Origin of the sequence: Enterobacter cloacae complex sp. IR53030, from assembly GCF_049238365.1 — a bacterium.
GTDB classification, from domain to species: domain Bacteria; phylum Pseudomonadota; class Gammaproteobacteria; order Enterobacterales; family Enterobacteriaceae; genus Enterobacter; species Enterobacter kobei.
Genome location: NZ_JBMKHA010000016.1, coordinates 37,010 through 62,289, shown reverse-complemented (window position 1 = coordinate 62,289; position 25,280 = coordinate 37,010). Strand labels below are relative to the sequence as shown.

The 25,280-nt window shown below is 55.6% G+C and carries 24 protein-coding genes; 17 read left to right on the top strand and 7 right to left on the bottom strand.

The window, feature by feature from the left end; genetic code table 11:
* The first annotated feature begins 31 nt into the window (after nucleotides 1-31).
* The 3 genes from traF to pspG all read left to right on the top strand — a co-directional run bounded on the left by traF (nucleotide 32) and on the right by pspG (nucleotide 2,748).
* Entirely contained in the window at nucleotides 32-1,291 is a 1,260-nt protein-coding gene (gene traF / locus ACOTXR_RS16525; protein ID WP_176602214.1) for a conjugal transfer protein TraF, read from the top strand.
* Nucleotides 1,292-1,373: 82 nt separating this feature from the next.
* Nucleotides 1,374-2,369 (top strand): tRNA dihydrouridine(20/20a) synthase DusA, encoded by a 996-nt coding sequence (gene dusA / locus ACOTXR_RS16520; RefSeq protein WP_014882143.1) that lies wholly within the window; start codon nucleotides 1,374-1,376, stop codon nucleotides 2,367-2,369.
* A 136-nt stretch (nucleotides 2,370-2,505) separates the two neighbouring features.
* Nucleotides 2,506-2,748: an envelope stress response protein PspG gene (gene pspG / locus ACOTXR_RS16515; RefSeq protein WP_014882144.1), complete on the top strand. Its 243-nt coding sequence runs from the start codon at nucleotides 2,506-2,508 to the stop codon at nucleotides 2,746-2,748.
* A gap of 184 nt (nucleotides 2,749-2,932) precedes the next feature.
* On the opposite strand, the gene ACOTXR_RS16510 is transcribed toward pspG, so the two are convergent.
* On the bottom strand, nucleotides 2,933-3,916 hold the full coding sequence (locus ACOTXR_RS16510; RefSeq protein WP_014882145.1) for a quinone oxidoreductase: 984 nt from the start codon (nucleotides 3,914-3,916) through the stop codon (nucleotides 2,933-2,935).
* A gap of 66 nt (nucleotides 3,917-3,982) precedes the next feature.
* Here ACOTXR_RS16510 and dnaB point away from each other — a divergent pair, with 66 nt between their 5' ends.
* The 6 genes from dnaB (at nucleotide 3,983) to ACOTXR_RS16480 (ending at nucleotide 9,621) form a co-directional block, all read left to right on the top strand.
* On the top strand, nucleotides 3,983-5,395 hold the full coding sequence (gene dnaB / locus ACOTXR_RS16505) for a replicative DNA helicase (protein WP_008503375.1): 1,413 nt from the start codon (nucleotides 3,983-3,985) through the stop codon (nucleotides 5,393-5,395).
* A 16-nt stretch (nucleotides 5,396-5,411) separates the two neighbouring features.
* Nucleotides 5,412-6,491, top strand: a complete 1,080-nt coding sequence (gene alr / locus ACOTXR_RS16500) for an alanine racemase (protein ID WP_058690139.1) — start codon at nucleotides 5,412-5,414, stop codon at nucleotides 6,489-6,491.
* A gap of 119 nt (nucleotides 6,492-6,610) precedes the next feature.
* Nucleotides 6,611-7,804 carry an aromatic amino acid transaminase gene (gene tyrB, locus ACOTXR_RS16495; RefSeq protein ID WP_014882147.1) on the top strand — a complete coding sequence of 398 codons (1,194 nt, stop codon included), beginning with the start codon at nucleotides 6,611-6,613 and terminating at the stop codon, nucleotides 7,802-7,804.
* Between the two features lie 217 nt (nucleotides 7,805-8,021).
* A complete protein-coding gene (gene aphA / locus ACOTXR_RS16490) occupies nucleotides 8,022-8,735 on the top strand; it encodes an acid phosphatase AphA (protein ID WP_058690138.1) in 714 nt (237 codons plus the stop codon).
* Between the two features lie 113 nt (nucleotides 8,736-8,848).
* Nucleotides 8,849-9,265 carry a secondary thiamine-phosphate synthase enzyme YjbQ gene (locus ACOTXR_RS16485; protein WP_058690137.1) on the top strand — a complete coding sequence of 139 codons (417 nt, stop codon included), beginning with the start codon at nucleotides 8,849-8,851 and terminating at the stop codon, nucleotides 9,263-9,265.
* A gap of 2 nt (nucleotides 9,266-9,267) precedes the next feature.
* Complete coding sequence (locus ACOTXR_RS16480; RefSeq protein WP_014882150.1) at nucleotides 9,268-9,621, top strand: MmcQ/YjbR family DNA-binding protein; 354 nt, start codon at nucleotides 9,268-9,270, stop codon at nucleotides 9,619-9,621.
* Nucleotides 9,622-9,623: 2 nt separating this feature from the next.
* On the opposite strand, the gene uvrA is transcribed toward ACOTXR_RS16480, so the two are convergent.
* Nucleotides 9,624-12,446, bottom strand: coding sequence for an excinuclease ABC subunit UvrA (uvrA, locus tag ACOTXR_RS16475; RefSeq protein WP_023331804.1), 2,823 nt, complete (start codon nucleotides 12,444-12,446; stop codon nucleotides 9,624-9,626).
* Nucleotides 12,447-12,697: 251 nt separating this feature from the next.
* On the opposite strand from uvrA, the gene ssb1 reads away from it, so the two are divergent.
* The gene (gene ssb1 / locus ACOTXR_RS16470) at nucleotides 12,698-13,225 is read left to right on the top strand and encodes a single-stranded DNA-binding protein SSB1 (RefSeq protein WP_014882152.1); all 528 of its coding nucleotides are present in this window, start codon (nucleotides 12,698-12,700) and stop codon (nucleotides 13,223-13,225) included.
* A gap of 59 nt (nucleotides 13,226-13,284) precedes the next feature.
* Here the strand turns inward: ssb1 and ACOTXR_RS16465 are convergent, their stop codons facing one another.
* The gene (locus ACOTXR_RS16465; RefSeq protein WP_014882153.1) at nucleotides 13,285-13,566 is read right to left on the bottom strand and encodes a YjcB family protein; all 282 of its coding nucleotides are present in this window, start codon (nucleotides 13,564-13,566) and stop codon (nucleotides 13,285-13,287) included.
* A 527-nt stretch (nucleotides 13,567-14,093) separates the two neighbouring features.
* On the opposite strand from ACOTXR_RS16465, the gene ACOTXR_RS16460 reads away from it, so the two are divergent.
* The gene (locus ACOTXR_RS16460) at nucleotides 14,094-15,659 is read left to right on the top strand and encodes an EAL domain-containing protein (protein WP_023336605.1); all 1,566 of its coding nucleotides are present in this window, start codon (nucleotides 14,094-14,096) and stop codon (nucleotides 15,657-15,659) included.
* Between the two features lie 6 nt (nucleotides 15,660-15,665).
* Here ACOTXR_RS16460 and soxS read toward each other — a convergent pair whose 3' ends face one another.
* Nucleotides 15,666-15,992, bottom strand: a complete 327-nt coding sequence (soxS, locus tag ACOTXR_RS16455) for a superoxide response transcriptional regulator SoxS (protein ID WP_008503387.1) — start codon at nucleotides 15,990-15,992, stop codon at nucleotides 15,666-15,668.
* A gap of 98 nt (nucleotides 15,993-16,090) precedes the next feature.
* On the opposite strand from soxS, the gene soxR reads away from it, so the two are divergent.
* The 4 genes from soxR to ACOTXR_RS16435 all read left to right on the top strand — a co-directional run bounded on the left by soxR (nucleotide 16,091) and on the right by ACOTXR_RS16435 (nucleotide 21,044).
* Entirely contained in the window at nucleotides 16,091-16,549 is a 459-nt protein-coding gene (soxR, locus tag ACOTXR_RS16450) for a redox-sensitive transcriptional activator SoxR (protein WP_200923772.1), read from the top strand.
* Between the two features lie 381 nt (nucleotides 16,550-16,930).
* The gene (locus ACOTXR_RS16445; protein WP_058690670.1) at nucleotides 16,931-17,602 is read left to right on the top strand and encodes a glutathione S-transferase family protein; all 672 of its coding nucleotides are present in this window, start codon (nucleotides 16,931-16,933) and stop codon (nucleotides 17,600-17,602) included.
* A 295-nt stretch (nucleotides 17,603-17,897) separates the two neighbouring features.
* Nucleotides 17,898-19,247 (top strand): guanine/hypoxanthine transporter GhxP, encoded by a 1,350-nt coding sequence (gene ghxP / locus ACOTXR_RS16440; protein ID WP_058690669.1) that lies wholly within the window; start codon nucleotides 17,898-17,900, stop codon nucleotides 19,245-19,247.
* 150 nt (nucleotides 19,248-19,397) lie between these two features.
* On the top strand, nucleotides 19,398-21,044 hold the full coding sequence (locus tag ACOTXR_RS16435) for a Na+/H+ antiporter (RefSeq protein WP_014882158.1): 1,647 nt from the start codon (nucleotides 19,398-19,400) through the stop codon (nucleotides 21,042-21,044).
* Between the two features lie 81 nt (nucleotides 21,045-21,125).
* Here the strand turns inward: ACOTXR_RS16435 and ACOTXR_RS16430 are convergent, their stop codons facing one another.
* Nucleotides 21,126-22,013 carry a LysR family transcriptional regulator gene (locus ACOTXR_RS16430; RefSeq protein ID WP_058690668.1) on the bottom strand — a complete coding sequence of 296 codons (888 nt, stop codon included), beginning with the start codon at nucleotides 22,011-22,013 and terminating at the stop codon, nucleotides 21,126-21,128.
* Between the two features lie 102 nt (nucleotides 22,014-22,115).
* On the opposite strand from ACOTXR_RS16430, the gene ACOTXR_RS16425 reads away from it, so the two are divergent.
* Both ACOTXR_RS16425 and ACOTXR_RS16420 read left to right on the top strand, forming a co-directional pair.
* Nucleotides 22,116-22,526 carry a CidA/LrgA family protein gene (locus ACOTXR_RS16425; protein ID WP_421767057.1) on the top strand — a complete coding sequence of 137 codons (411 nt, stop codon included), beginning with the start codon at nucleotides 22,116-22,118 and terminating at the stop codon, nucleotides 22,524-22,526.
* Nucleotides 22,519-23,208, top strand: coding sequence for an LrgB family protein (locus ACOTXR_RS16420; protein ID WP_014882161.1), 690 nt, complete (start codon nucleotides 22,519-22,521; stop codon nucleotides 23,206-23,208). Before ACOTXR_RS16425 ends, ACOTXR_RS16420 begins: the two co-directional genes overlap by 8 nt.
* A gap of 32 nt (nucleotides 23,209-23,240) precedes the next feature.
* On the opposite strand, the gene actP is transcribed toward ACOTXR_RS16420, so the two are convergent.
* Nucleotides 23,241-24,890 carry a cation/acetate symporter ActP gene (gene actP / locus ACOTXR_RS16415; RefSeq protein WP_014882162.1) on the bottom strand — a complete coding sequence of 550 codons (1,650 nt, stop codon included), beginning with the start codon at nucleotides 24,888-24,890 and terminating at the stop codon, nucleotides 23,241-23,243.
* On the bottom strand, nucleotides 24,887-25,201 hold the full coding sequence (locus tag ACOTXR_RS16410) for a DUF485 domain-containing protein (protein WP_014882163.1): 315 nt from the start codon (nucleotides 25,199-25,201) through the stop codon (nucleotides 24,887-24,889). Before ACOTXR_RS16410 ends, actP begins: the two co-directional genes overlap by 4 nt.
* Between the last annotated feature and the right edge of the window lie 79 nt (nucleotides 25,202-25,280).

Below are 25,280 nucleotides of genomic sequence, written 5' to 3'. Positions count from 1 at the left end.
TTCGGTGGTTAGCATTGCTGTTTCCCTGTTTATGGCAAATCAGGCGGGAGCAGCCAATACCTGGACAGAATCACGTAGCGACGCCATGGGCGGGACGGGCGTAGCCGCTGGCAGTTATGGCAGCGGAGCGTTAATCAACCCCGCGCTGCTGGCAAAGGCAAAACCGGACGATGATGTGACGGTCATTTTGCCATCCGTTGGGGTGCAGGTGACGGATGAAGACAATCTTCAGGATGAGATTGATACCATCAACGACAAAATCAATCACTATAAGGATGTGGTTGATAACCTTACGCCTATTGAAGTCATCACCAATCCGTTAGGTTCGATCAACCAGTTCCAGGGCGCGGCCAAAGATCTTGCCGATGAACTGGACTATCTCAAGGGTAAAACTGCACGTGCAACGGCAGGGGCAGGACTTGCCGTGAGTATCCCTAACGATGTGCTTTCCGTGGCCTTTATGGCCAAAGGTTATGCTCATGGTCGGGTTAGCTCATCTATCGACCAGCAAGATATTGATTATCTGCGCAGTATTCAACGAAGCGATGTGGTTGCTGCCGGTGTTGCCCTGGATGCAGCGCTGAATGGCACGGATCAGATTACCAAAAACCTCAACTCAACGGCGTCGGGTCGGGCGGCGATTGTGTCCGACTACGGTATTGCGGTTGCCCGTCAGTTCGATCTCGGGGGCATCCCGGTTTCCGTTGGCGTCACGCCAAAACTGCAAAAAACCTGGATCTATAACTACACCACTTCCATCTACGATTACGACAGTAATAAGTGGAACGATAGCCGCTACCGTACAGACGATACGGGCTTTAACGTTGATGCTGGTATTGCCGCTGATTTTGGCGAAAACTGGACGGTCGGCCTGAGCGGGCAAAACCTGATGTCACGCGATATCGACAGCAAGGATATCCGCATCCGCAACGGGCGCACGGGAGAAGTGGTGAGCTATAAAGACACCTACCAGATCCGTCCGCTGGTCACCGCGGGCGCCGCCTGGCACAACGATCTGGTCACGCTGACTGCTGATGGCGATCTGACCGAAACCAAAGGTTTCAAGAGCGAAGATACGTCGCAGTATGTTGGGGTAGGTGCTGAAGTGACCCCGCTGAGCTGGCTGGCGGTACGCGCAGGTTATCGCGCTGACGTGAAGGGTAACGACAGCAACGTCTTTACCGGTGGTGTCGGCTTCGCGCCGTTCAACACCGTGCATGTTGACCTGATGGGCCTCTACGGTGAAGACGAAACCTGGGGCGCAGGGGCACAGCTAAGCATGACGTTCTAAAGTGCACCGGAGGCGCTGCGCCTCCGGCTTTTCTTTGTGCTATAGTAGCGCCCCTTTTCCACCAGATGCTTAAAACTTCGCCATGTTGTCAGAATACCAGACCGCTTTCCCAGCACACCGTTTCTCCATTGCGCCAATGCTCGACTGGACGGACAGACACTGCCGCTTCTTCCTGCGTCAGCTCTCCCGCCATACGCTGCTGTACACCGAAATGGTGACCACCGGTGCAATCATTCACGGCAAGGGCGACTATCTGGCATACAGTGAAGAAGAGCATCCGGTTGCCTTGCAGCTGGGTGGCAGCGATCCGGCCGCGCTGGCGCAGTGTGCGAAGCTGGCGGAAGCGCGCGGCTATGACGAGATTAACCTCAACGTTGGCTGTCCTTCAGACCGTGTGCAAAACGGTATGTTCGGTGCGTGTCTGATGGGGAACGCGCAGCTGGTTGCCGACTGTATCAAGGCGATGCGTGATGTGGTCTCCATTCCCGTGACGGTCAAAACCCGTATCGGCATTGACGACCAGGACAGCTACGAATTCCTGTGCGATTTCATCAACACGGTGTCCGGCAAAGGCGAATGCGAGATGTTTATCATCCACGCCCGTAAAGCCTGGCTCTCCGGCCTGAGCCCGAAAGAGAACCGTGAGATCCCACCGCTGGACTATCCGCGCGTATATCAGCTTAAACGTGATTTCCCGCATCTGACGATGTCGATCAACGGCGGTATTAAGTCGCTTGAAGAAGCCAAAGCGCACCTCGAACATATGGACGGCGTGATGGTCGGACGCGAGGCGTATCAGAACCCGGGCATTCTGGCGACGGTCGACCGTGAAATCTTTGGCGTTGACGGCGCCGATACCGATCCGGTTGCCGTCGTGCGCGCCATGTATCCTTACATTGAGCGCGAGCTGAGCAACGGCACGTATCTCGGCCACATTACCCGCCATATGTTGGGCCTGTTCCAGGGCATACCGGGGGCGCGGCAGTGGCGTCGTTACCTCAGTGAGAACGCACATAAAGCCGGTGCGGATATCGAGGTGCTGGAACATGCGCTGCGACTGGTCGCAGATAAGCGATAATTTTCGCTAAAAGATCGTCAAATTCACCACGCCCTGCATATCATTGCGGGGCGTTTTTCTTTAAGAACAATGGTTTAGTTTTGGCATGATTCTTGTAATACAGACTGTATTACTCGGGAATTCGTGGGAGAGCACCATGCTGGAACTACTTTTTGTCATTGGCTTTTTTGTCATGCTTTTAGCCACGGGCGTTTCGCTGCTCGGCATTCTCGCTGCGCTCGTCGTGGCGACGGTGGTGATGTTTATCGGCGGACTGTTTGCCCTGACCATCAAACTGCTGCCGTGGTTATTACTGGCCATTGCGGTGGTGTGGGCGATACGGGCGATTAAATCACCAAAACTGCCGACTTATCAGCGCAATAACCGCTTCCGTTACTAAGGTATTGAGGGGTTCGTCACATACTTGTAACTTTCCCGGCAGCATTACTTAGAACAGAATAGGATTTACTTATCGAATCTGTCACTATGGCTGCCGCTACAGAATTCATCGAGCTGTACCCTACATACAGCCGAACTAAAAAAAGAAAGGGCTTCCCACGGGAAGCCCAATTTCTTTTTGGGGCTCAGGGAATGAGTAAACTTGAACCCTGTGTCGCCCGGCTTTCCAGCACCTCATGCGCACGCTGCGCATCGGTCAGCGGATATTTCTGCGCATCCGCCACGTCCACCTTAATCACGCCGCTGGCGATCAGCGAGAACAGCTCGTTGCTGGCTTCCTCCAGTTCTTCCCGGTTGGTGATATAGCCCTGCAGGGAAGGGCGGGTCACGTAGAGCGAGCCTTTCTGATTCAGGATGCCAAGATTGACGCCAGTGACAGCGCCTGACGCATTCCCGAAGCTCACCATCAGCCCGCGACGTTGCAGGCAGTCCAGCGACGCCTCCCAGGTGTCTTTGCCCACCGAGTCATACACCACGCGCACTTTTTTACCTCCAGTAATCTCTTTCAGGCGCTCGACGATGCTCTCTTCGCGATAGTTGATCACCTGCCACGCCCCCGCGTCCAGCGCACGCTGCGCTTTTTGGGCATTGCCCACGGTACCGATGAGTTTCGCGCCTAAGGCTTTCGCCCACTGGCAGGCAATCAGCCCCACGCCACCCGCTGCGGCATGAAAAAGAAACTGCTCGTCGGGTTTAATTTCATAGGTTTTGCGCAGCAGATAGTAAACCGTTAACCCCTTCAGGAACGAAGCGGCCGCCTGCTCGAAGGAGATAGCGCCAGGCAGCAGAGCGGCTTTATCCGCCGGAACGTTGTGGACGGAGCTGTAAGCGCCCAGCGCAGATTGCGCATACACCACGCGGTCGCCCTCTTTAATATGCTTAACCGCGCTGCCCACTTTAATGACGACACCGGCCGCCTCGGTGCCCAGACCACTCGGCATTGACGGAGGCGGGTAGAGACCGCCGCGAATATAGGTATCGATGTAGTTAATGCCGATAGCTTTGTTTTCAACCTGAATTTCGTTCTCGCCAGGCGCTGCGGGGGTAAACTCAACCGCTTTCAGTACGTCCGGACCGCCGTGTTTCTGGAACTCAATGCGCGTTGCCATGCTCCCTCCGTAAGAAAAATATGGTAATCTTTCGACCCACTCTTTATCTCGGTAACTCCATTCACTATGGCAGGAAACAAACCCTTCAACAAACAGACTGAACCTCGCGAGCGTGATTTCCAGGTCGCAGGGTTAAAAGTCCCGCCGCACTCGATTGAAGCGGAACAGTCGGTGTTGGGCGGTTTAATGCTGGATAACGAACGCTGGGACGACGTCGCTGAGCGCGTGGTGTCTGAGGATTTCTACACCCGTCCGCACCGTCATATCTTTACCGAAATGGCGCGCCTGCAGGAGTCGGGCAGCCCGATTGACCTGATTACGCTCGCGGAATCGCTTGAGCGTCAGGGGCAGCTGGACAGCGTCGGCGGGTTTGCCTACCTGGCAGAACTGTCAAAAAACACGCCAAGCGCGGCGAACATCAGCGCTTATGCTGATATCGTGCGGGAACGTGCCGTCGTCCGTGAGATGATATCGGTGGCGAACGAGATCGCCGAAGCCGGTTTTGATCCGCAGGGGCGCACCAGCGAAGACCTGCTCGACCTGGCGGAGTCCCGCGTCTTTAAAATTGCCGAAAGCCGTGCGAACAAAGACGAAGGGCCTAAAAACATTGCCGATGTGCTCGACGCGACCGTGGCGCGTATCGAGCAGTTGTTCCAGCAACCGCACGATGGTGTCACCGGGGTCAACACCGGTTATGACGACCTCAACAAAAAGACCGCCGGCCTGCAGCCGTCGGATCTGATTATCGTTGCAGCGCGTCCGTCGATGGGTAAAACGACATTTGCGATGAACCTCGTCGAAAACGCCGCAATGTTGCAGGATAAACCTGTTCTCATCTTCAGTCTTGAGATGCCCTCCGAGCAGATTATGATGCGTTCTCTGGCATCGCTGTCGCGCGTGGACCAGACCCGTATCCGTACCGGCCAGCTCGATGATGAAGACTGGGCGCGTATCTCCGGCACGATGGGCATTCTGCTGGAAAAACGTAACATCTATATCGATGACTCCTCTGGCCTGACGCCGACGGAAGTGCGCTCCCGCGCGCGCCGTATCGCCCGCGAACACGGCGGCATCGGCCTCATCATGATCGACTACCTCCAGCTGATGCGCGTGCCGTCGCTCTCCGATAACCGTACGCTGGAAATTGCAGAGATTTCCCGCTCGCTTAAGGCGTTAGCCAAAGAGCTGCACGTGCCGGTGGTGGCGCTGTCGCAGCTGAACCGCTCCCTGGAACAACGTGCCGATAAACGCCCGGTCAACTCCGACCTGCGTGAATCCGGCTCCATCGAGCAGGATGCCGACTTAATCATGTTCATCTACCGTGATGAGGTTTATCACGAGAACAGCGACCTGAAAGGGATCGCCGAAATTATTATTGGTAAACAACGTAACGGCCCGATCGGGACGGTGCGTCTGACCTTTAACGGACAGTGGTCGCGTTTCGACAACTACGCCGGTCCTCAATATGATGATGAGTAATTTCTAAGGAATTCAAATGCAAGCGGCAACTGTAGTCATTAACCGCCGCGCTCTGCGACACAACCTGCAACGTTTGCGTGAACTGGCGCCCGCCAGCAAGCTCGTTGCAGTCGTGAAAGCGAACGCTTACGGACACGGTCTTCTTGAGACCGCGCGAACGCTCCCCGATGCCGACGCCTTTGGCGTCGCCCGTCTTGAAGAAGCTCTCCGCCTGCGTGCGGGGGGGATCACGCAACCCATTTTGCTGCTGGAAGGCTTTTTCGAAGCCACAGACTTGCCTACGATTGCTGACCAGCATCTGCACACGGCGGTACATAACGAAGAACAGCTGTCCGCGCTGGAAAACGCCGAGCTGAGTGAACCCGTTACCGTCTGGATGAAGCTCGACACGGGCATGCACCGTCTGGGCGTTCGCCCGGAAAATGCGGAGGCGTTTTATCAGCGTTTGTGCCGGTGCAAAAATGTGCGCCAGCCCGTGAACATCGTCAGCCATTTTGCGCGTGCCGATGAGCCTGAATGTGGGGCAACCGAGCAGCAGCTCGATATCTTTAACACCTTCTGCGAAGGCAAGCCGGGAATGCGATCGATTGCGGCTTCCGGCGGGATCCTGCTGTGGCCGCAGTCGCACTTTGACTGGGCGCGCCCGGGCATTATTCTTTATGGCGTGTCGCCTCTGGAGAGCAAACCCTGGGGGCCGGACTTTGGCTTTAAGCCAGTGATGTCGCTGGTCTCGAATCTGATTGCCGTGCGTGAGCACAAAGCGGGCGAGCCGGTGGGCTATGGCGGCACCTGGATTAGCGAGCGCGATACGCGCCTTGGCGTGGTGGCGATGGGCTACGGAGATGGCTATCCGCGTGCTGCACCGACAGGTACACCGGTGCTGGTCAACGGTCGCGAGGTCAACATTGTCGGTCGCGTCGCGATGGACATGATTTGCGTGGACCTTGGACCCGACACCCAGGATAAAGCAGGTGATGATGTGGTGATGTGGGGTGAGGGCCTGCCCGTTGAGCGCATTGCTGAAATCACGAAAGTGAGTGCTTACGAACTTATTACTCGCCTGACCTCCCGGGTGGCGATGAAATACCTTGACTGAACCGTCTGTGAAGTGAGGTTATTAACCTCACTTCAACTTTATTAACATCCTCTCGACCTTCTCCCACTTCCGGTTTATTGTTGAAACTCCTGCCTCATCGAATTCCGGAGAACCATCGCGTGTTTCAGAACGTTGACGCCTATGCCGGCGACCCTATTCTCTCCTTAATGGAGCGTTTCAAAGAAGATCCTCGCAGCGATAAAGTGAACCTCAGCATCGGTTTGTATTACAACGAAGAGGGTATTATTCCTCAGTTACAAGCCGTTGCCGAAGCCGAAGCGCGTCTGAATGCGGTCCCGCATGGAGCGTCGCTCTATCTGCCGATGGAAGGGCTCAATGCGTACCGCAATACCATTGCACCGCTGCTGTTTGGGGCCGATCATCCGGTACTTGCGCAAAAACGTGTGGCGACCATCCAGACGCTGGGTGGATCGGGCGCGCTGAAAGTCGGTGCTGATTTCCTGAAAAAATACTTCCCGGATTCCGGCGTGTGGGTCAGTGACCCGACGTGGGAAAACCACGTCGCAATTTTTGAGGGCGCAGGCTTTAATGTCGAGACTTATCCGTGGTTTGACAGCGAAACCAACGGCGTGCGCGTTGAAGCCCTGCTGGAAAAACTGAAAACGTTGCCGGCGCGCAGCATTGTGTTGCTGCATCCGTGCTGCCACAACCCAACGGGTGCGGACCTCACCAATGACCAGTGGGATGCCGTCATTGAGGTGCTCAAGGCTCGCAACCTGATTCCATTCCTCGACATCGCCTATCAGGGCTTTGGCGCCGGGATGGAAGACGATGCCTATGCTATCCGCGCCGTTGCGAGTGCCGGCCTGCCTGTGCTGGTGAGCAACTCTTTCTCGAAAATCTTCTCCCTGTATGGCGAACGCGTCGGCGGGCTGTCCGTGGTCTGCGAAGATGCCGAAGCTGCCAGCCGCGTGCTGGGTCAGCTTAAAGCTACGGTGCGCCGTATCTACTCCAGCCCCCCGAACTTTGGTGCGCAGGTTGTGGCGACGGTACTCGGCGACGAACAGCTGAAAGCTAGCTGGCTTGCCGAAGTGGAATCCATGCGTAAGCGCATTCTGTCGATGCGTCAGGAGCTGGTCAACGTGCTGAAAGAGGCGGTACCGGGGCATAACTTTGATTATCTGATCAGGCAGCGCGGGATGTTCAGCTACACCGGTTTGAGCGCCGCGCAGGTCGACCGTCTGCGCGACGAGTTCGGCGTCTATCTGATTGCCAGCGGCCGCATGTGCGTCGCGGGTCTCAATGCCAGCAACGTTCATCGCGTGGCACAGGCATTTGCTGCGGTAATGTAAGTACTCACTACGGTTTCTCCCTCTCCCTGTGGGAGAGGGCCGGGGTGATGGCATCAGGCTACTCAGGTCGATGTCTCGCTTTGTGATCGTCTTCTTTTTCTTCAGATTGATAATCAAAAACTCCTTTTCTTCACCTGCCGCTGGGGTTATGGTCGGATAGTTTTTTGACCATTCACTCAAAATAAAACGATAACGAACTGAATATTCAGGGGAAAATATGCGCAAGATCACACTGGCGCTCAGCGCCGCCTGCTTATTGTTCTCACTTAATAGTGCCGTCGTCGCGCGCGCTTCTGCGCCAACGCCGCTTTACACCGGCACTACCGCTGCCATTCTTGCCGAACAGGCTCCTATTCACTGGGTATCCGTGGCCCAAATCGAAAACAGTCTGATGGGCCGCCCGCCCATGGCCGTTGGCTTTGATATTGACGACACCGTTCTGTTCTCCAGCCCGGGATTCTGGCGCGGCAAAAAAATGTATTCGCCGGACAGTGAAGCGTATCTGAAGAACCCGGCGTTCTGGGAAAAGATGAATAACGGCTGGGACGATTACAGTATCCCGAAAGAGGTCGCCCGGGCGGTCATTGCCATGCATGTGAAGCGCGGCGACAGCATTTACTTCGTCACCGGTCGTAGTCAGGCCAAAACAGAAACCGTCTCCAGAACCCTGCAGGATGATTTCCAGATCCCGGCTGCCAACATGAACCCGGTCATTTTTGCGGGTGACAAAGAAGGGCAAAACACCAAAACCCAGTGGCTGGAGAAGAAAAACATCAAAGTGTTCTATGGTGATTCGGATAACGACATTACCGCGGCGCAGGATACAGGAGCCAGAGCGATCAGGGTGTTACGCGCCTCTAACTCGACCTATCGACCGCTGCCGATGGCCGGAAAATTTGGCGAAGAGGTGATTGTTAACTCGGAGTATTAAGCGTCTGGCCGCGAGTTTGATTCTTTTTTAATCAAATATCGCTGCGGCGGGTTTTACCTTTCGACTTCTTGCTGCACACTTAGAAAGGTTCATCTTTCTAAACGGAGCAGCACATGTGGTATCAACAGACCCTGACCTTAAGCGCTAAACCCCGCGGGTTTCACCTGGTGACGGAGGAAGTCATCGGGCAAATCCGCGATTTGTCGCGCGTCACAACGGGTTTACTGCATCTGCTGCTTCAACACACGTCAGCCTCCCTCACGCTTAATGAAAATTGCGATCCCACTGTCCGGTCTGATATGGAAAACCATTTTCTGAAGAGTGTCCCGGACAACGCCCCCTATGAGCACGATTATGAGGGCGCAGATGACATGCCTTCGCATATCAAATCTTCTCTGCTCGGGGTATCGCTGATGCTGCCGGTACACAACGGGCGGCTACTGCTGGGAACGTGGCAAGGGATCTGGCTGGGAGAACATCGCATTCACGGTGGTTCGCGTAAAATTATCGCAACGCTACAAGGGGAATAATGATGACAATTTCGGAGCTACTTCAGTACTGCATGAGTAAACCTGGCGCGGAGCAGAGCGTGCATAGCGACTGGAAAGCCACGCAGATAAAAGTGGGAGATGTGCTGTTTGCGATGGTGAAAGAGGTCGAAGGCCGCCCGGCCGCGTCGCTGAAAACCAGCCCGGAGTTGGCGGATTTACTACGTCAGCAGCATGATGATGTGAGGCCGAGCAAACACCTGAATAAGGCGCACTGGAGCACGGTTTATCTGGATGGATCCCTGCCCGGCTCGCAAATTTACTATCTGGTGGATGCGTCTTATAAACAGGCCGTAGAGCTGCTGCCGGAAGCGACCCGACAACAACTCTCCGTCTGACATTACAGCAACGGTTTAAGGAAGCGCGCGGTGTGCGAGGCTTCGCACTCTGCAACGGTCTCTGGCGTACCGGAGACGAGGATTTCACCGCCGCCGCTGCCGCCTTCCGGGCCGAGATCGACAATCCAGTCCGCGGTTTTAATCACGTCCAGATTATGTTCGATGACCACAATCGTGTTGCCCTGATCGCGCAGCTGATGCAGCACGTCGAGCAACTGCTGGATATCCGCAAAGTGCAGACCGGTAGTCGGCTCATCCAGAATATACAGCGTCTGACCGGTGCCGCGTTTGGAGAGCTCACGCGCCAGCTTCACGCGCTGGGCTTCACCGCCCGACAGCGTAGTGGCGGACTGCCCCAGACGAATGTAGGTCAGACCGACGTCCATTAGGGTCTGCAGCTTACGCGCCAGCGCAGGGACGGCGTCAAAGAACTCGCGCGCCTCTTCGATGGTCATGTCCAGCACTTCGTGGATGGTCTTGCCTTTGTACTTAATTTCCAGCGTTTCGCGGTTATAGCGTTTACCTTTGCACTGGTCGCACGGGACGTAGATGTCCGGCAGGAAGTGCATCTCAACTTTGATGACGCCATCGCCCTGGCACGCTTCACAGCGGCCGCCGCGCACGTTAAAGCTGAACCGTCCCGGCGTGTACCCGCGTGAACGCGCTTCCGGCACGCCGGCGAACAGTTCACGTACGGGCGTGAAGACGCCGGTATAAGTCGCCGGGTTCGAGCGAGGGGTTCGGCCAATCGGGCTCTGGTCAATGTCGATAACCTTATCGAAATGTTCCAGCCCCTGAATGTCTCGGTACGGCGCGGGCTCGGCCAGCGTCGCACCGTTCAGCGCCGTCTGCGCAATCGGGAACAGGGTATCGTTAATCAGCGTCGATTTACCGGAACCGGACACGCCAGTGATGCAGGTAAACAGGCCAACCGGTAGCGTCAGCGTCACATCTTTCAGGTTGTTGCCGCGCGCGCCGGTCAGCTTCAGCACTTTTTCCGGATCTGCCGCTACGCGCTGTTTTGGCACCTCAATCTTACGCTTGCCGCTCATGTACTGGCCGGTCAGCGACTCGGGTACCGCCATAATATCTTTCAGCGTCCCTTCCGCGACCACCTGACCGCCGTGTACGCCCGCGCCAGGACCAATGTCGATCACGTGATCCGCAGCGCGAATCGCGTCTTCGTCGTGCTCCACCACAATCACCGTGTTACCGAGGTTGCGCAGGTGGACCAACGTGCCGAGCAGACGTTCGTTGTCGCGCTGGTGCAGGCCGATTGACGGCTCATCCAGTACGTACATCACGCCCACCAGGCCTGCGCCAATCTGGCTGGCCAGGCGGATACGCTGGGCCTCACCGCCGGACAGCGTTTCTGCCGAGCGGGAAAGCGTCAGGTAGTTCAGACCCACGTTCACCAGGAACTTGAGACGATCGCCAATCTCCTTCAGCACTTTTTCAGCGATTTTCGCGCGCTGACCGGAGAGCTTCAGGTTGTTGAAGAAGTCCATCGCGTGGCCGATGCTCATGTCTGAGATGGTCGGCAGCGCCGTGTTTTCGACAAAGACATGACGCGCTTCGCGACGCAGACGCGTGCCTTCACATGTGGCACAGGAGCGGTTGCTGATGAACTTCGCCAGCTCCTCGCGTACCGCGCTGGATTCGGTCTCTTTGTAGCGGCGCTCCATATTGTGCAGCACCCCTTCGAACGGGTGGCGACGCACGGAGGTATCACCGCGATCGTTCATGTATTTGAACTCGATGTTCTCTTTACCGGAACCGAACAGGATCACTTTGTGCACGTTCGGGCTGAGGCTGGCCCACGGCGCTTCCACGTCGAACTTATAGTGCTCCGCCAGCGATTTCAGCATCTGGAAGTAGTAAAAGTTACGCTTATCCCAGCCGCGAATGGCGCCGCCTGCCAGCGACAGCTCAGGGTTCTGGATCACGCGGTCCGGGTCGAAATACTGCTGTACGCCCAGGCCGTCGCAGGTTGGGCATGCGCCTGCCGGGTTGTTGAACGAGAACAGACGCGGTTCCAGCTCGCGCATGCTGTAGCCGCAAATCGGGCAGGCAAAGTTGGCGGAGAAGAGCAGCTCTTCCGCTTTCGGGTCGTCCATATCGGAAACAACGGCTGTACCACCGGAGAGTTCCAGCGCCGTTTCGAACGATTCCGCAAGACGCGTCGCGAGGTCTTCACGCACCTTAAAGCGATCGATCACCACCTCAATGGTGTGCTTTTTCTGCAGCTCCAGTTTTGGCGGATCCGACAGGTCGCACACTTCGCCGTCAATACGGGCGCGGATATAGCCCTGGCTTGCCAGGTTCTCCAGCGTTTTGGTGTGTTCGCCTTTACGCTCTTTAATAATTGGCGCCAGCAGCATCAGGCGTTTGCCTTCCGGCTGCGACAGCACGTTATCCACCATCTGGCTCACGGTCTGCGCCGCCAGCGGGACGTCGTGGTCCGGGCAGCGCGGCTCACCCACGCGCGCATACAGCAGACGCAGGTAGTCGTGAATTTCAGTAATGGTACCGACCGTTGAACGCGGGTTATGCGAAGTCGACTTCTGCTCGATGGAGATCGCAGGCGATAACCCTTCAATATGATCGACATCCGGTTTTTCCATCAGCGACAGGAACTGACGCGCGTACGCGGAGAGAGATTCAACGTAACGACGCTGTCCTTCGGCATACAAGGTGTCGAAAGCCAGTGAGGATTTGCCAGACCCCGAAAGCCCGGTCACGACGATGAGTTTGTCGCGAGGGATTATGAGGTTGATATTTTTGAGATTGTGGGTGCGGGCGCCCCGAACTTCGATCTTATCCATTCACCTTTCCCGGTTGAAACACGGATTGCCTGGTTTGTTTGAAGGACAAACGGCTGTCAGAAACGGCTAATTATGACACAATTTAACCTGTTTGAATATACAGTATTGGAATGCATTTTCTGATTCGCTGTGTAACAATGTTCAGTTCGCGCGCGAACTCTGGAAGATACTACGCAACTATCAAAGTGGCGTCTGGAAATGGTACACTCGCGCGTTTACACTATTAAGAAACGTATTCAGGAGACACGAACATGGCCAGCAGAGGCGTAAACAAGGTGATTCTCGTCGGTAATCTGGGCCAGGACCCGGAAGTACGCTACATGCCGAGTGGTGGCGCAGTTGCCAACATTACGCTGGCTACTTCCGAATCCTGGCGTGATAAAGCGACCGGTGAGATGAAAGAGCAGACTGAATGGCACCGCGTGGTGCTGTTTGGCAAACTGGCAGAAGTTGCCGGTGAGTATCTGCGTAAAGGTTCTCAGGTCTATATCGAAGGCCAGCTGCGCACCCGTAAATGGACCGATCAGTCCGGCGCTGAGAAGTACACCACCGAAGTTGTGGTAAACGTTGGCGGTACCATGCAGATGCTGGGCGGCCGTCAGGGCGGTGGCGCGCCAGCAGGTGGCGGTCAGCAGCAGCAGGGCGGTTGGGGTCAGCCTCAGCAGCCACAGGGCGGCAACCAGTTCAGTGGCGGCGCGCAGTCTCGTCCGCAGCAGCAGTCTGCTCCGGCACCGTCTAACGAGCCACCAATGGACTTCGACGACGACATCCCGTTCTGATCAACGGATGCTCAAACAAAAAACCCAGACATCGTCTGGGTTTTTTGTTTATACAGGAATCAGGTAATCACCATTGGCCAGTCTGGTGGCTGGTGGCTCATTGCCTCTACCATCACGACTTTAATATTTTCCCAGACAGCGGCAATATCCAGCAGGGTGATGCCCAACAGGCCCGTTGCGAACCAGCAAGCCGCGCCAAGTCCCAGCAGAGTGCTGATGACCGCAAGACCCGCGTAGTCAGATTTACGAAACTGAATGTTCAGCGTGCTGGCTAAAAACATCAGTACCGCGCTCAACAAAGGCCAGCGCAGGAGAACCATGCTGGTAGTAATGGTTGCCATAGAACCCATCCTCTACAAAACAGACGAACTGAATGAAACGGTGTTTCTCGTTACAGAATATGTGTGAACTATATCACATTTGTTGATTTATTCGCCAGCGTCTGAGCGTTCAAAATGGGGATTTTATTACGCAAAAAAGGCGATGGTGCCGGGTACCTGGGTCCCGATACCTGGCTGAGCGGACACACGATGGGCCAGCCACGAGGTTTTTATAAGTGGCACGTTATTTTTTGCTCATCCTGAAAATAATGTGGTAATAGCCGGGCATTTATAAAACATCGATTCTCTGTTGTGTTATCTTCAAACCCCACATGTGCGCTGGATAATTATTTCCCTTAATTGAAACGGAACGAATACTTACAGTTTAGCTTACGGGAAAATATTATCGTCATAACGAAATTTAAGATTTTTAATACTAAAAGTCAGTTGCTAACTTCGCATGATTCATGCAACGTAATCACCTGTTTAACAAAGCATCCGGCCTTCATTACTACAGGCGTACAACATGCAGGGATATAGGGCGGGAAATGAATCGTAGCGCGCGGCGCAAAATGCTCAGGGTAGTAGGGATCATCATGGTAGTTATGCTGCCGGTGATGCTTGCCCTATGGTTTGCCCAGCTAAGAGCCGTGTCGGAAACAAGCGCTCAGCTCCGTACATTTGCTGAACTGGCTTTAGACAAAACAGAACTGGTTATTCAACAAGTTGATCTGGCCCGGGACGAGGCCGAAAAATATCAGGGTAAACTTTGTACACCGGAACATCGCCAATATATGTTGAACGTTGTGCGTGGCCGCCTGTTTGTCGCTGATTTAATTTATGCAGAAGGTCAGAATTTTCTTTGTTCAACCGTTTTTACGCCGGACCAACCTTACGCGATCCCGATTGCCAATTACACCCGTAAACCTGACATCGCTATCTATTATTTTCGCGACACGCCATTTTATACTGGCTATAAAATGACATATATGCAGCGTGGAAATTATGTCGTGGTGGTCAATCCGCTTTCTTACAGCGAAGTGATGTCTACCGATCATTCTCTCTCCTGGGGAGTGTACGACACGGTAACCAATGCATTCTTTTCCGTTAGCCAGAAAGCTAATCCTTCTTTATTAAATTCGATGATTCAGGATAAGGAATCGGTATTTCAAAAAGATAACCGTTTCTATACCGTCGTGAAATCACCAAAACGGCCGATTGCCGCTATCGTGTCGACGTCAAATAAGCGTTTTTACGAAACGCTCTACCATCAGGCGACGTTGACGCTGCCGCTGGGGATGATCTGCAGCATTATTATTTTGCTGGTATGGTCGCGGACGCACCGCGAGCTTAATTCGCCAGGGCGGTTGCTGCATCGGGCGTTGCACAAGCGACAGCTTTGCCTGCACTACCAGCCGATTATTGATATCAAGAACAACCAGTGCGTGGGGGCAGAGGCGTTGTTGCGCTGGCCGGGTTTCAACGGACAGGTGATGAGTCCGGCTGAGTTTATTCCGCTGGCTGAAAAAGAGGGAATGAGCGAGCGGATTACGGATTATGTCGTTGAGGAGGTATTCAGCGATCTGGGTCATTTCCTGGCTGAGCATCCGCATCTCTATATTTCAATTAACCTGTCGGCCACGGATTTCCACTCCTCACGGCTGATCGCCATGATTTCTGACAAGGCGCGCCACTATGCCGTCCGTGCTCAGCAAATCAAAATCGAAGTGACGGAACGTGGGTTCATTGATGTGCCAAAAACCACACCGGTGATTCAGGCTTTCCGGCAGGCGGGTTATGAAGTGGCGATCGATGATTTCGGGACCGGTTACTCGAACCTGCACAATCTCTATTCGCTGAACGTCGACATTCTGAAAATCGATAAATCGTTTATCGATACTCTAACGACCAACAGCACCAGCCATCTGATCGCCGAGCATATTATCGAGATGGCGCAAAGCCTGCGGCTTAAAACCATTGCGGAAGGGGTCGAAACGGCAGAGCAGGTGAGTTGGTTGCTGAAGCGCGGCGTCCAGTTCTGTCAGGGATGGCACTTCGCGAAAGCGATGCCGCCCCAGGAATTTATGACCTGGCAGCAGCAACCTTTGCACTAAGGGTGATTAATTCAACTGGTGGCGATAGTCGCTCGGCGTACGGTCAAACTCGCGGCGAAACACGCGGGAAAAGGTTTGTTGCGACACATAGCCAAGATCCATCGCGATATCAAAAATCGGTCGCTGCGTTGAGCGTAACGCCTGCGCCGCCAGCAGTAATCTGCGCTGACGAATGTACTCACCCAGGGTTTGATGCATAACCGTGCGGAACATTCTCTGTAAATACCATTTCGAATAGCCCGACTTTTTAGCGACCACATCGATGTTCAACGGTTGATCGATATGATCATCAATCCATTCAATAAGTGTCTGAATAATCTGCTGATGCGACATAAGGTTGCCCCTCTGTAGATACAACTTTCTTGGTTGATTCGTCGTTTTCTCTGCGGGGGAGTATAATTCCTCAAGTTAACTTGAGGTAAAGAGGTTTTATGGAAAAGAGATTGCCGCGTATTAAAGCGCTTTTAACCCCCGGCGAAGTGGCAAAGCGAAGCGGTGTTGCGGTATCGGCGCTCCACTTCTATGAAAGCAAAGGGTTAATTAAAAGCATCCGTAACGGCGGAAACCAGCGCCGCTATACCCGTGACGTTCTCCGTTATGTGGCGATTATCAAAATTGCGCAACGAATCGGCATTCCCCTGGCGACGATAGGTGAGGCGTTTGGGGTGTTGCCGGAGGGCAACACGCTGAGCCCGAAAGAGTGGAAAGAGCTCTCCTCCCAGTGGCGTGAAGAGCTGGACAGACGTATTCATACGCTGGTTGCGCTGCGCGATGAACTGGACGGTTGTATCGGCTGCGGCTGTCTGTCCCGCAGCGACTGCCCGTTGCGGAACCCTGGCGACAGGCTGGGCGAGCAGGGGACAGGGGCGCGGCTGCTGGAGGAGGAGTAAGTCTCTGCGGCCTGCGCGTCGGGTGGCGGCTGCGCCTTACCCGACCTACAAAAACCACATTCTCGAACGTAGGCCGGGTAAGGCGCAGCCGCCACCCGGCATACACACGCACCCTATAAAGAACTAAAGCGCCACTAAGGGCGCTTTAGTTTTTCCCGGTCTTTGTCTTTCTCTCTATCCCGCTGGTTCACGGGAGGGTTTCCCCCGACATCAGCACCCCTCGTGTCGAGCTGGTTGGTGAGGTTCCGGATTGTGCTGACACTTTAATTCTATGCAAGCCCCGTTTTTTCGCCAGCGTCGCTGACCGGTTTTTAGCCGAATTTTTTTCGCGGTGTTGTTCAATTTTCTATAGTTAAAAAGTATGAATCACAGGAGAAGACCATGCTCACGGTACATCACCTTAACCAGTCGCGCTCACATCGTGTGATCTGGGCGCTGGAAGAACTCGCCCTGCCTTATGAGATCGTTCACTACCAGCGCGAAAAGAACATGCTGGCGCCGGAGGCTCTCAAAAAGGTGCATCCGTTGGGCAAATCACCCATCATCGAAGATAACAGACTTATCCTCGCGGAATCGGGTGCCATTCTGGAATACCTCCAGGAAACCTATGATGCCGAATCGCGCCTTAAGCCGTTAGATCCGGCGCATAAGGTGCAATACCGCTTCTGGCTGCATTACGCGGAAGGATCGCTGATGCCACTGCTGTTAATGAAGCTGGTTTTCAACAGCCTCGGCAAGCCGCCCGTGCCGCCAGGCATCCGACTCCTGGGCAAGGCGCTGGGTAAGGGGGTGCAGAAAGCGTATCTCAATCCCCAGCTGGAAACGCATGCGCGCTTTATTGATTCGCATCTCGCTCAAAACAGCTGGTTTGCCGGGGACGCGCTCAGCATGGCCGACATTCAGATGAGTTTCCCGATCTTTGCCCTGCTGGCGCGTGGGGGCATCGACAATCTGCCGCATATTGAGGCCTGGAAGCAAAAGGTCGATAACAGTCCCGGCTGGAGGCGAACCCTGGAACAGGGTGGGCCATTATCCATCCCGGGTGAGGATTAAATGTAAACAAATTGCGCATAGACGATAACGTTTGCGCATCCTCTGTTTATTTCTTCAGCGTCATAAGCGAATTTTAGTGAAAAACGATAAAGTTCAGTTGAAAAGGGCGGTGTTTAGGCTGGATAATCGTTTGCCTTAATTTGACCACCCGTTTTTAAGCGCGGAGCTAAACGTTTGCTTTTTTTGTGACGCCCTTTCGTCGCAAACGCAAAACAAGGATTTGACGTATTAGCTGGCAGTGGCGTCTCCACCACGCTTATGAACGTTCTATAAAAACTCTCAGGGGATGTTTTCTATGTCTACGCCATCTGCGCGTACCGGCGGTTCACTTGACGCCATGTTTAAAATTTCGGCTCGCGGCAGCACCGTGCGTCAGGAAGTTGTTGCCGGTCTGACAACGTTTCTGGCGATGGTTTACTCCGTCATCGTTGTGCCGGGCATGCTGGGTAAAGCGGGCTTCCCGCCAGCAGCTGTTTTTGTCGCGACCTGCCTGGTAGCCGGTGTGGGCTCCATTGTGATGGGGCTGTGGGCGAACCTGCCGCTGGCGATTGGTTGCGCCATCTCTTTGACCGCGTTCACCGCGTTCAGCCTGGTGCTGGGTCAGCAGATCAGCGTACCGGTCGCACTCGGCGCTGTGTTCCTGATGGGTGTGCTGTTCACCATTATCTCTGCTACCGGCATTCGTAGCTGGATTTTGCGCAACCTGCCGCAGGGCGTGGCGCACGGCACCGGTATCGGCATCGGTCTGTTCCTGCTGCTAATCGCCGCTAACGGCGTGGGCCTGGTGATCAAGAACCCGCTGGACGGCCTGCCGGTGGCGCTGGGGCATTTCGCGAGCTTCCCGGTGATCATGTCGCTGATCGGTCTGGCGGTGATTATCGGTCTGGAAAAACTGAAAGTGCCGGGCGGCATTCTGCTGACCATTATCGGTGTATCCATTGTCGGCCTGATTTTCGATCCGAACGTTCACTTCTCCGGTATTTTCGCCATGCCGTCGCTGAGCGATGACAAGGGCAATTCTCTGATCGGCAGCCTGGATATCGTTGGTGCGCTTAACCCGGTAATCCTGCCAAGCGTGCTGGCGCTGGTGATGACCGCCGTGTTTGACGCAACCGGTACGATTCGCGCGGTGGCCGGTCAGGCTAACCTGCTGGATAAAGACGGTCAGATTATTGATGGCGGCAAAGCCCTGACGACTGACTCCCTGAGCAGCGTCTTCTCAGGACTGGTGGGCGCAGCGCCTGCGGCAGTGTATATCGAGTCCGCAGCGGGCACGGCTGCAGGCGGTAAAACCGGCCTGACGGCCATCACCGTCGGCGTGCTGTTCCTGCTGATCCTGTTCCTCTCTCCGCTCTCTTATCTGGTACCGGCTTACGCGACCGCGCCAGCGCTGATGTATGTCGGCCTGCTGATGCTGAGCAACGTGGCGAAGATCGACTTTGCGGATTTCGTGGATGCCATGTCTGGCCTGATTACCGCCGTGTTTATCGTGCTGACCTGTAACATCGTGACCGGCATCATGATCGGTTTCGCGTCGCTGGTCATTGGTCGTCTGGTCTCTGGTGAATGGCGCAAGCTGAACATCGGCACCGTGGTGATCGCCGTTGCGCTGGTGGCATTCTACGCAGGCGGCTGGGCCATCTAAGTTGTCCATTGATGCGAAAACGGGTGGCTCAGGCCGCCCGTTTTTATTTTCAGAGCTCATCCCGTTGCCTTTTGCGTTACTCTGAAGAAGATAGAATAAAAGGCACGACGCCTTCCGTAGTACATAAGTAACACAGCAAACAGGGAACGCATGGAAATCTTCTTCACAATACTCATCATGACCCTTGTGGTCTCATTATCCGGGGTGGTCACACGCGTACTGCCCTTTCAGGTCCCCCTGCCATTAATGCAAATTGCCATCGGCGCGCTGCTGGCGTGGCCGACGTTTGGCCTGCACGTGGAATTTGACCCCGAACTGTTCCTCGTGCTGTTTATTCCGCCACTGCTGTTTGCTGATGGCTGGAAAACGCCCACGCGCGAATTCCTTGAGCACGGGCGAGAGATCTTCGGACTGGCGCTGGCGCTGGTCGTCGTCACCGTCGTCGGGATTGGCTTCCTGATTTACTGGGCCGTACCGGGTATCCCGTTAATCCCCGCCTTTGCGCTGGCCGCCGTGCTCTCGCCAACCGATGCCGTGGCGCTTTCCGGCATTGTGGGTGAAGGTCGTATTCCGAAGAAAATCATGGGGATTTTGCAGGGCGAGGCGCTGATGAATGACGCCTCTGGTCTGGTCGCCCTGAAGTTTGCCGTGGCGGTTGCCATGGGGACGATGGTCTTTACCATTGGCGGCGCGACGCTGGAATTCTTCAAAGTGGCGATTGGCGGTATCCTCGCGGGCTTTGTGGTGAGCTGGCTGTATGGTCGCTCCCTGCGCTTCCTCAGCCGCTGGGGCGGTGATGAACCCGCCACGCAAATCGTACTGCTGTTCTTGCTGCCGTTTGCCTCCTACCTGATTGCCGAACATATTGGCGTATCGGGCATTCTGGCGGCGGTAGCGGCAGGGATGACCATTACCCGCTCCGGCGTGATGCGCCGCGCGCCGCTGGCAATGCGTCTGCGTGCCAACAGCACCTGGGCGATGCTGGAATTCGTGTTTAACGGCATGGTATTCCTGCTGTTGGGCCTGCAACTGCCGGGCATTATGGAGTCCTCGCTGATTGCGGCAGAGGCCGATCCGAACGTTGAAGTCTGGATGCTGTTTACCGACATCGTGCTGATCTACATGGCACTGATGCTGGTGCGTTTTGGCTGGCTCTGGACGATGAAGAAATTCAGCGTGCGCTTCCTGACGAAAAAGCCGATGGAGTTTGGCTCCTGGACCACACGCGAGCTGCTGATTGCCTCTTTCGCTGGCGTGCGTGGGGCGATCACCCTTGCCGGTGTGCTCTCTATTCCGCTGCTGCTGCCGACGGGCGATGTCTTCCCGGCGCGCTACGAGCTGGTGTTCCTGGCGGCAGGCGTGATCCTCTTCTCGCTGTTCGTGGGCGTGGTGATGCTGCCGATTTTACTGCAGCACATTGACGCCGGGGATTCGACCCAACAGCATAAAGAGGAGCGTATTGCGCGTGCGGCTACCGCCGAAGTGGCGATAGTCGCTATTCAGAAAATGGAAGAGCGTCTGGCGGCGGATACAGACGAGAACATCGATAATCAGCTGCTGACGGAAGTGAGTTCCCGCGTGATTGGTAACCTGCGCCGTCGGGCTGACGGACGTAATGACGTGGAAAGCTCGCTGCAGGAGGAAAACCTGGAACGCCGGTTCCGCCTGGCGGCGCTGCGTTCAGAGCGTGCCGAGCTGTACCATCTGCGTGCCACGCGGCAGATCAGCAACGAGACGCTGCAAAAGCTGCTGCACGATCTGGATTTGCTGGAAGCGTTGTTGATAGAGAATCAGTAGCGCGCTTTTGCCCGGTGGCGCTGCGCTTACCGGGCCTACATTCGAATCGTAGGCCGGGTAAGGCGAAGCCGCCACCCGGCACTATTCAGACTGCACCCAAAACCCCTCACAACACTGCAGCCATGCCTGTGCGCTATGCGACAGATACACCCCTTCACGCCAGATCATCCCTAACTGCCAGTGCAGCTCGCTCTCCAGCGGGACCCAGCGAAGCGTATTTTTATCCAGCCGCTCGCAAATCGGCTGCGGCAGAATGGCAATCCCCACGCCAGCCTGAACCATCGCGGCCAGAAAATCCCACTGACCGCTGCGCACCGCAATGCGTGGCTTCACATTATGTTGGTTAAACAGCGTCATCAGCTGGCGGCTTAAGGCGAAGTCTTCGTTGTAGATCAGCAACGGATGTTCGCCGAGCAGTTCGGGTTTCACCGAGTCAATTTTCAGCCAGTCACCGGAGCGCGGTACGAGCACGCACAGCGGATGGCTGAACAGCGGCAGCGTCGCCAGACCGCTCTCTTCCTCTACGGGGAGGGCCGTCATCGCCACATCCAGCTCGCCGTTCATCACGGCCTGCTGGACGGTCAGGCCGCCAAATTCAGAAATTTTTAGCTCAACGCCGGGGTAGCGCTGACGAAAGAGGCTAATCGGCCCGGCCATCATCATGCCGACCATCGGCGGAATGCCAAGACGTAATAGCCCTTTGGTAAGGTGGTTGATATCCGCAAGCTCAGCCTCAAGCTGGCGGAACTCAGCCAGAATCGCCAGCCCGCGCTCGAAGACCACGCGCCCGGTATCCGTCAGCAGCAGCTTGCGTCCGTCACGAAGCAGCAGGGTACAGTTCAGCTCGTCCTCAAGGTTTTTCAGCATCTTGCTGATGGTCGGCTGGGTAACGAACAACTTCTCCGCTGCGCGGGTAAAACTTTGCTGGCGAACCACCTCGACAAAATAGCGCAGCGTTCTTATGTCCATGATTATTCCTCGAAACTATACCTTCGATGATTTTAATTCATTTCTGTCCCTGACGTGCGCTCACTATACTGGCGCCTCGTCTCAATTTTGAGGAAAACCCCCATGGCCGTGGCGTTAAGTCGTGTTACGCCTGCCGTTGTGCAACGACTCCAGGTACCGGTTCAGGTACTGCTCTATGCCGGACTGTTTGTTTTCGCAGAATATCTTGTCGACTGGCTGCACCTGTCTTTACCCGCCAACCTGGTCGGGATGGTGCTAATGCTAACGCTGATCCTCTGTCGCGCGTTGCCCCTTAGCTGGGTGCGAGCCGGCGCGCGCTGGCTGCTGGCGGAGATGCTGCTGTTCTTCGTGCCTGCGGTGGTCGCGGTGGTGAACTATGCCCAGCTGCTGATGGTCGACGGCTGGCGCATCTTCGCGGTTATCGCCCTGAGTACGCTGATGGTATTGGGCGCCACTGCCTGGGTGGTGGATAAAGTCTATCGCTATGAAATCAGCAGGCAGAAGCATGACTAACGTTCAGATAAGCGTGCTGTGTCTGATTGCGACCATCGTAATCTATTTTGCCAACAAGCGTTTGTACCGCCGCTTTCGCGCGCTGCCGCTCATGCCGCTGGTGTTCACCCCCATCCTGCTGGTGCTCATGCTGGTCTTCGGCCATATTTCCTGGCAGAACTACATTGGGGAATCCCATTGGCTGCTGTGGCTGCTCGGCCCGGCCACCATCGCCTTTGCCGTTCCCGTGTACGACAACCTGAATATTATTAAACGCCACTGGATGTCGCTTAGCGCAGGCGTTCTGACTGCCACGGTGGTGGCGGTGTGTAGCTCGGTCTGGCTGGCGCGGCTGTTTACGCTGCCCGATGAAATTCAGCGCAGCCTGGCCGTGCGTTCGGTGACGACGCCGTTTGCGCTGGCAGCGGCTAAACCGCTTGGCGGGCAGCCGGATCTGGTGGCGCTGTTTGTGGTCGTGACGGGCGTCTTTGGCATGGCGGTGGGCGATATGCTCTTTTTGCGGCTTTCTATTCGGGAGGGGATGGCGAAAGGGGCAGGGTTTGGCGCGGCGTCTCATGGCGCAGGTACGGCGCGTTCGTATGAGCTGGGTCAGCAGGAAGGCGTGGTGGCAAGTCTGGTGATGATGCTCTCTGGCGTGACGATGGTGCTTATCGCACCGCTGGTGGCATGGGTGATGTTTTAAACTCCCCGGCCTGAGAGACCGGGGAGAAAGGCTTAGTGTGCGCGGCCCTGTTCAACGCCCAGGCCGGTTTGGGAGCGAATAAACTGGGCGCGGAATTTCTCACGCTCCAGGTTACCTTCCGGCGAGTTGTCGGTGGCCGAGAAGACCCAGATACCAATAAACGCCACGGCAATCGAGAACAGCGCCGGATACTCATACGGGAAAATGGCGCTTTCGTGACCGAGGATCTGTACCCAGATGGTCGGGCCCAGAATCATCAGGATCACCGCCGTCAGCAGCCCCAGCCAGCCGCCAATCATCGCCCCACGGGTGGTCAGTTTTGACCAGTACATGGAGAGCAGGATGATCGGGAAGTTACAGCTCGCCGCAATCGAGAAGGCCAGCCCCACCATAAAGGCGATGTTCTGCTTCTCGAACAGAATACCGAGCAAAATGGCGACCACACCCAGCACCAGCACGGTGATCTTAGAGACTTTCAGCTCGTCACGTTCGCTTGCCCCTTTACGGAACACGTTGGCGTAGAGGTCGTGCGAGACCGCAGAGGCACCGGCCAGCGTCAGTCCCGCTACTACGGCAAGGATGGTGGCGAAGGCCACGGCAGAGATAAAGCCGAGGAACAGGTTACCGCCCACCGCGTCGGCCAGATGCACCGCCGCCATGTTGTTGCCGCCAATCAGCGCACCCGCCGCGTCTTTAAACGCCGGGTTTGCCCCTACCAGCATGATCGCGCCAAAGCCGATGATAAAGGTCAGGATGTAGAAATAACCCATAAAGCCGGTGGCGTAGAAGACGCTCTTACGCGCTTCACGCGCATCGCTCACGGTGAAGAAACGCATCAGAATGTGTGGCAGGCCCGCGGTACCGAACATCAGGCCGAGACCGAGGGAGAGTGCGGATATCGGATCTTTCACCAGCCCGCCCGGGCTCATGATTGCCTCTCCTTTTGGATGAACCGCCATCGCTTCGGTAAACAGGTTATTGAAGCTGAACCCGACGTGCTTCATCACCATAAAGGCCATAAAACTGGCGCCGAACAGCAGCAGGACCGCTTTGATAATCTGTACCCAGGTGGTCGCCAGCATGCCGCCGAACAGGACGTACATCACCATCAGGACGCCAACCAGTACCACGGCGATGTGGTAGTTCAGACCGAACAGCAGTTCGATCAATTTACCTGCCCCGACCATCTGCGCAATGAGGTATAGCGCAACCACCACCAGCGAACCGCAGGCGGAGAGGGTGCGAATAGGCCCCTGTTTCAGGCGATAGGAGGCCACGTCAGCGAAGGTATAGCGCCCGAGGTTGCGCAAGCGCTCGGCAATGAGGAACAGGATGATCGGCCAGCCGACGAGGAAGCCCAGGGAGTAGATCAGGCCGTCGTAGCCGGAGGTATAAACCAGCGCGGAGATCCCGAGGAACGAGGCGGCAGACATAAAGTCGCCCGCTATCGCCAGCCCGTTCTGAAAACCGGTAATGTTGCCGCCCGCGGTGTAATAATCATTACGGGAGCGCACGCGCTTCGACGCCCAGTAAGTGATGTACAGCGTCAGCAGGACGAAAATCAGGAACATCACAATCGCCTGCCAGTTAGTCGGCTGACGCTGAACGTCGCCGGTGATGGCATCCGCCGCGTGGGCGGCAAAAGGAAGTGTGGCGGCAAGCGCCGTCAGGATCCGCTTCATGATGCTTTTACCTCTTGCAGTACCGCTCTGTTGAGACGATCGAATTCACCGTTCGCGCGCCAGACGTACACGCCGGTCAGCAAGAAGGAGATCACAATCACGCCAATGCCAATAGGAATGCCGCGCGTGACGCTGGTGCCCGCGTGCAGCGGGGTGCCCAGCCAGTGCGGAGCAAAGGCGATCAGCATAATAAAGCCGACGTAGATAATCAGCATGATGATAGAAAGGATGAAGGCAAACCGTTGCCGTTTTTCGACGAGCTCCCTGTAGTGCGCACTATTCTCTATCTGCTGACAAATATGGTCATTCATCACAGAGTCTCCAAAGGTAAGGTTGGTTTGTTTTTAGTCCCCTCTCCCCTTTGGGGAGAGGGTTAGGGTGAGGGGAGAG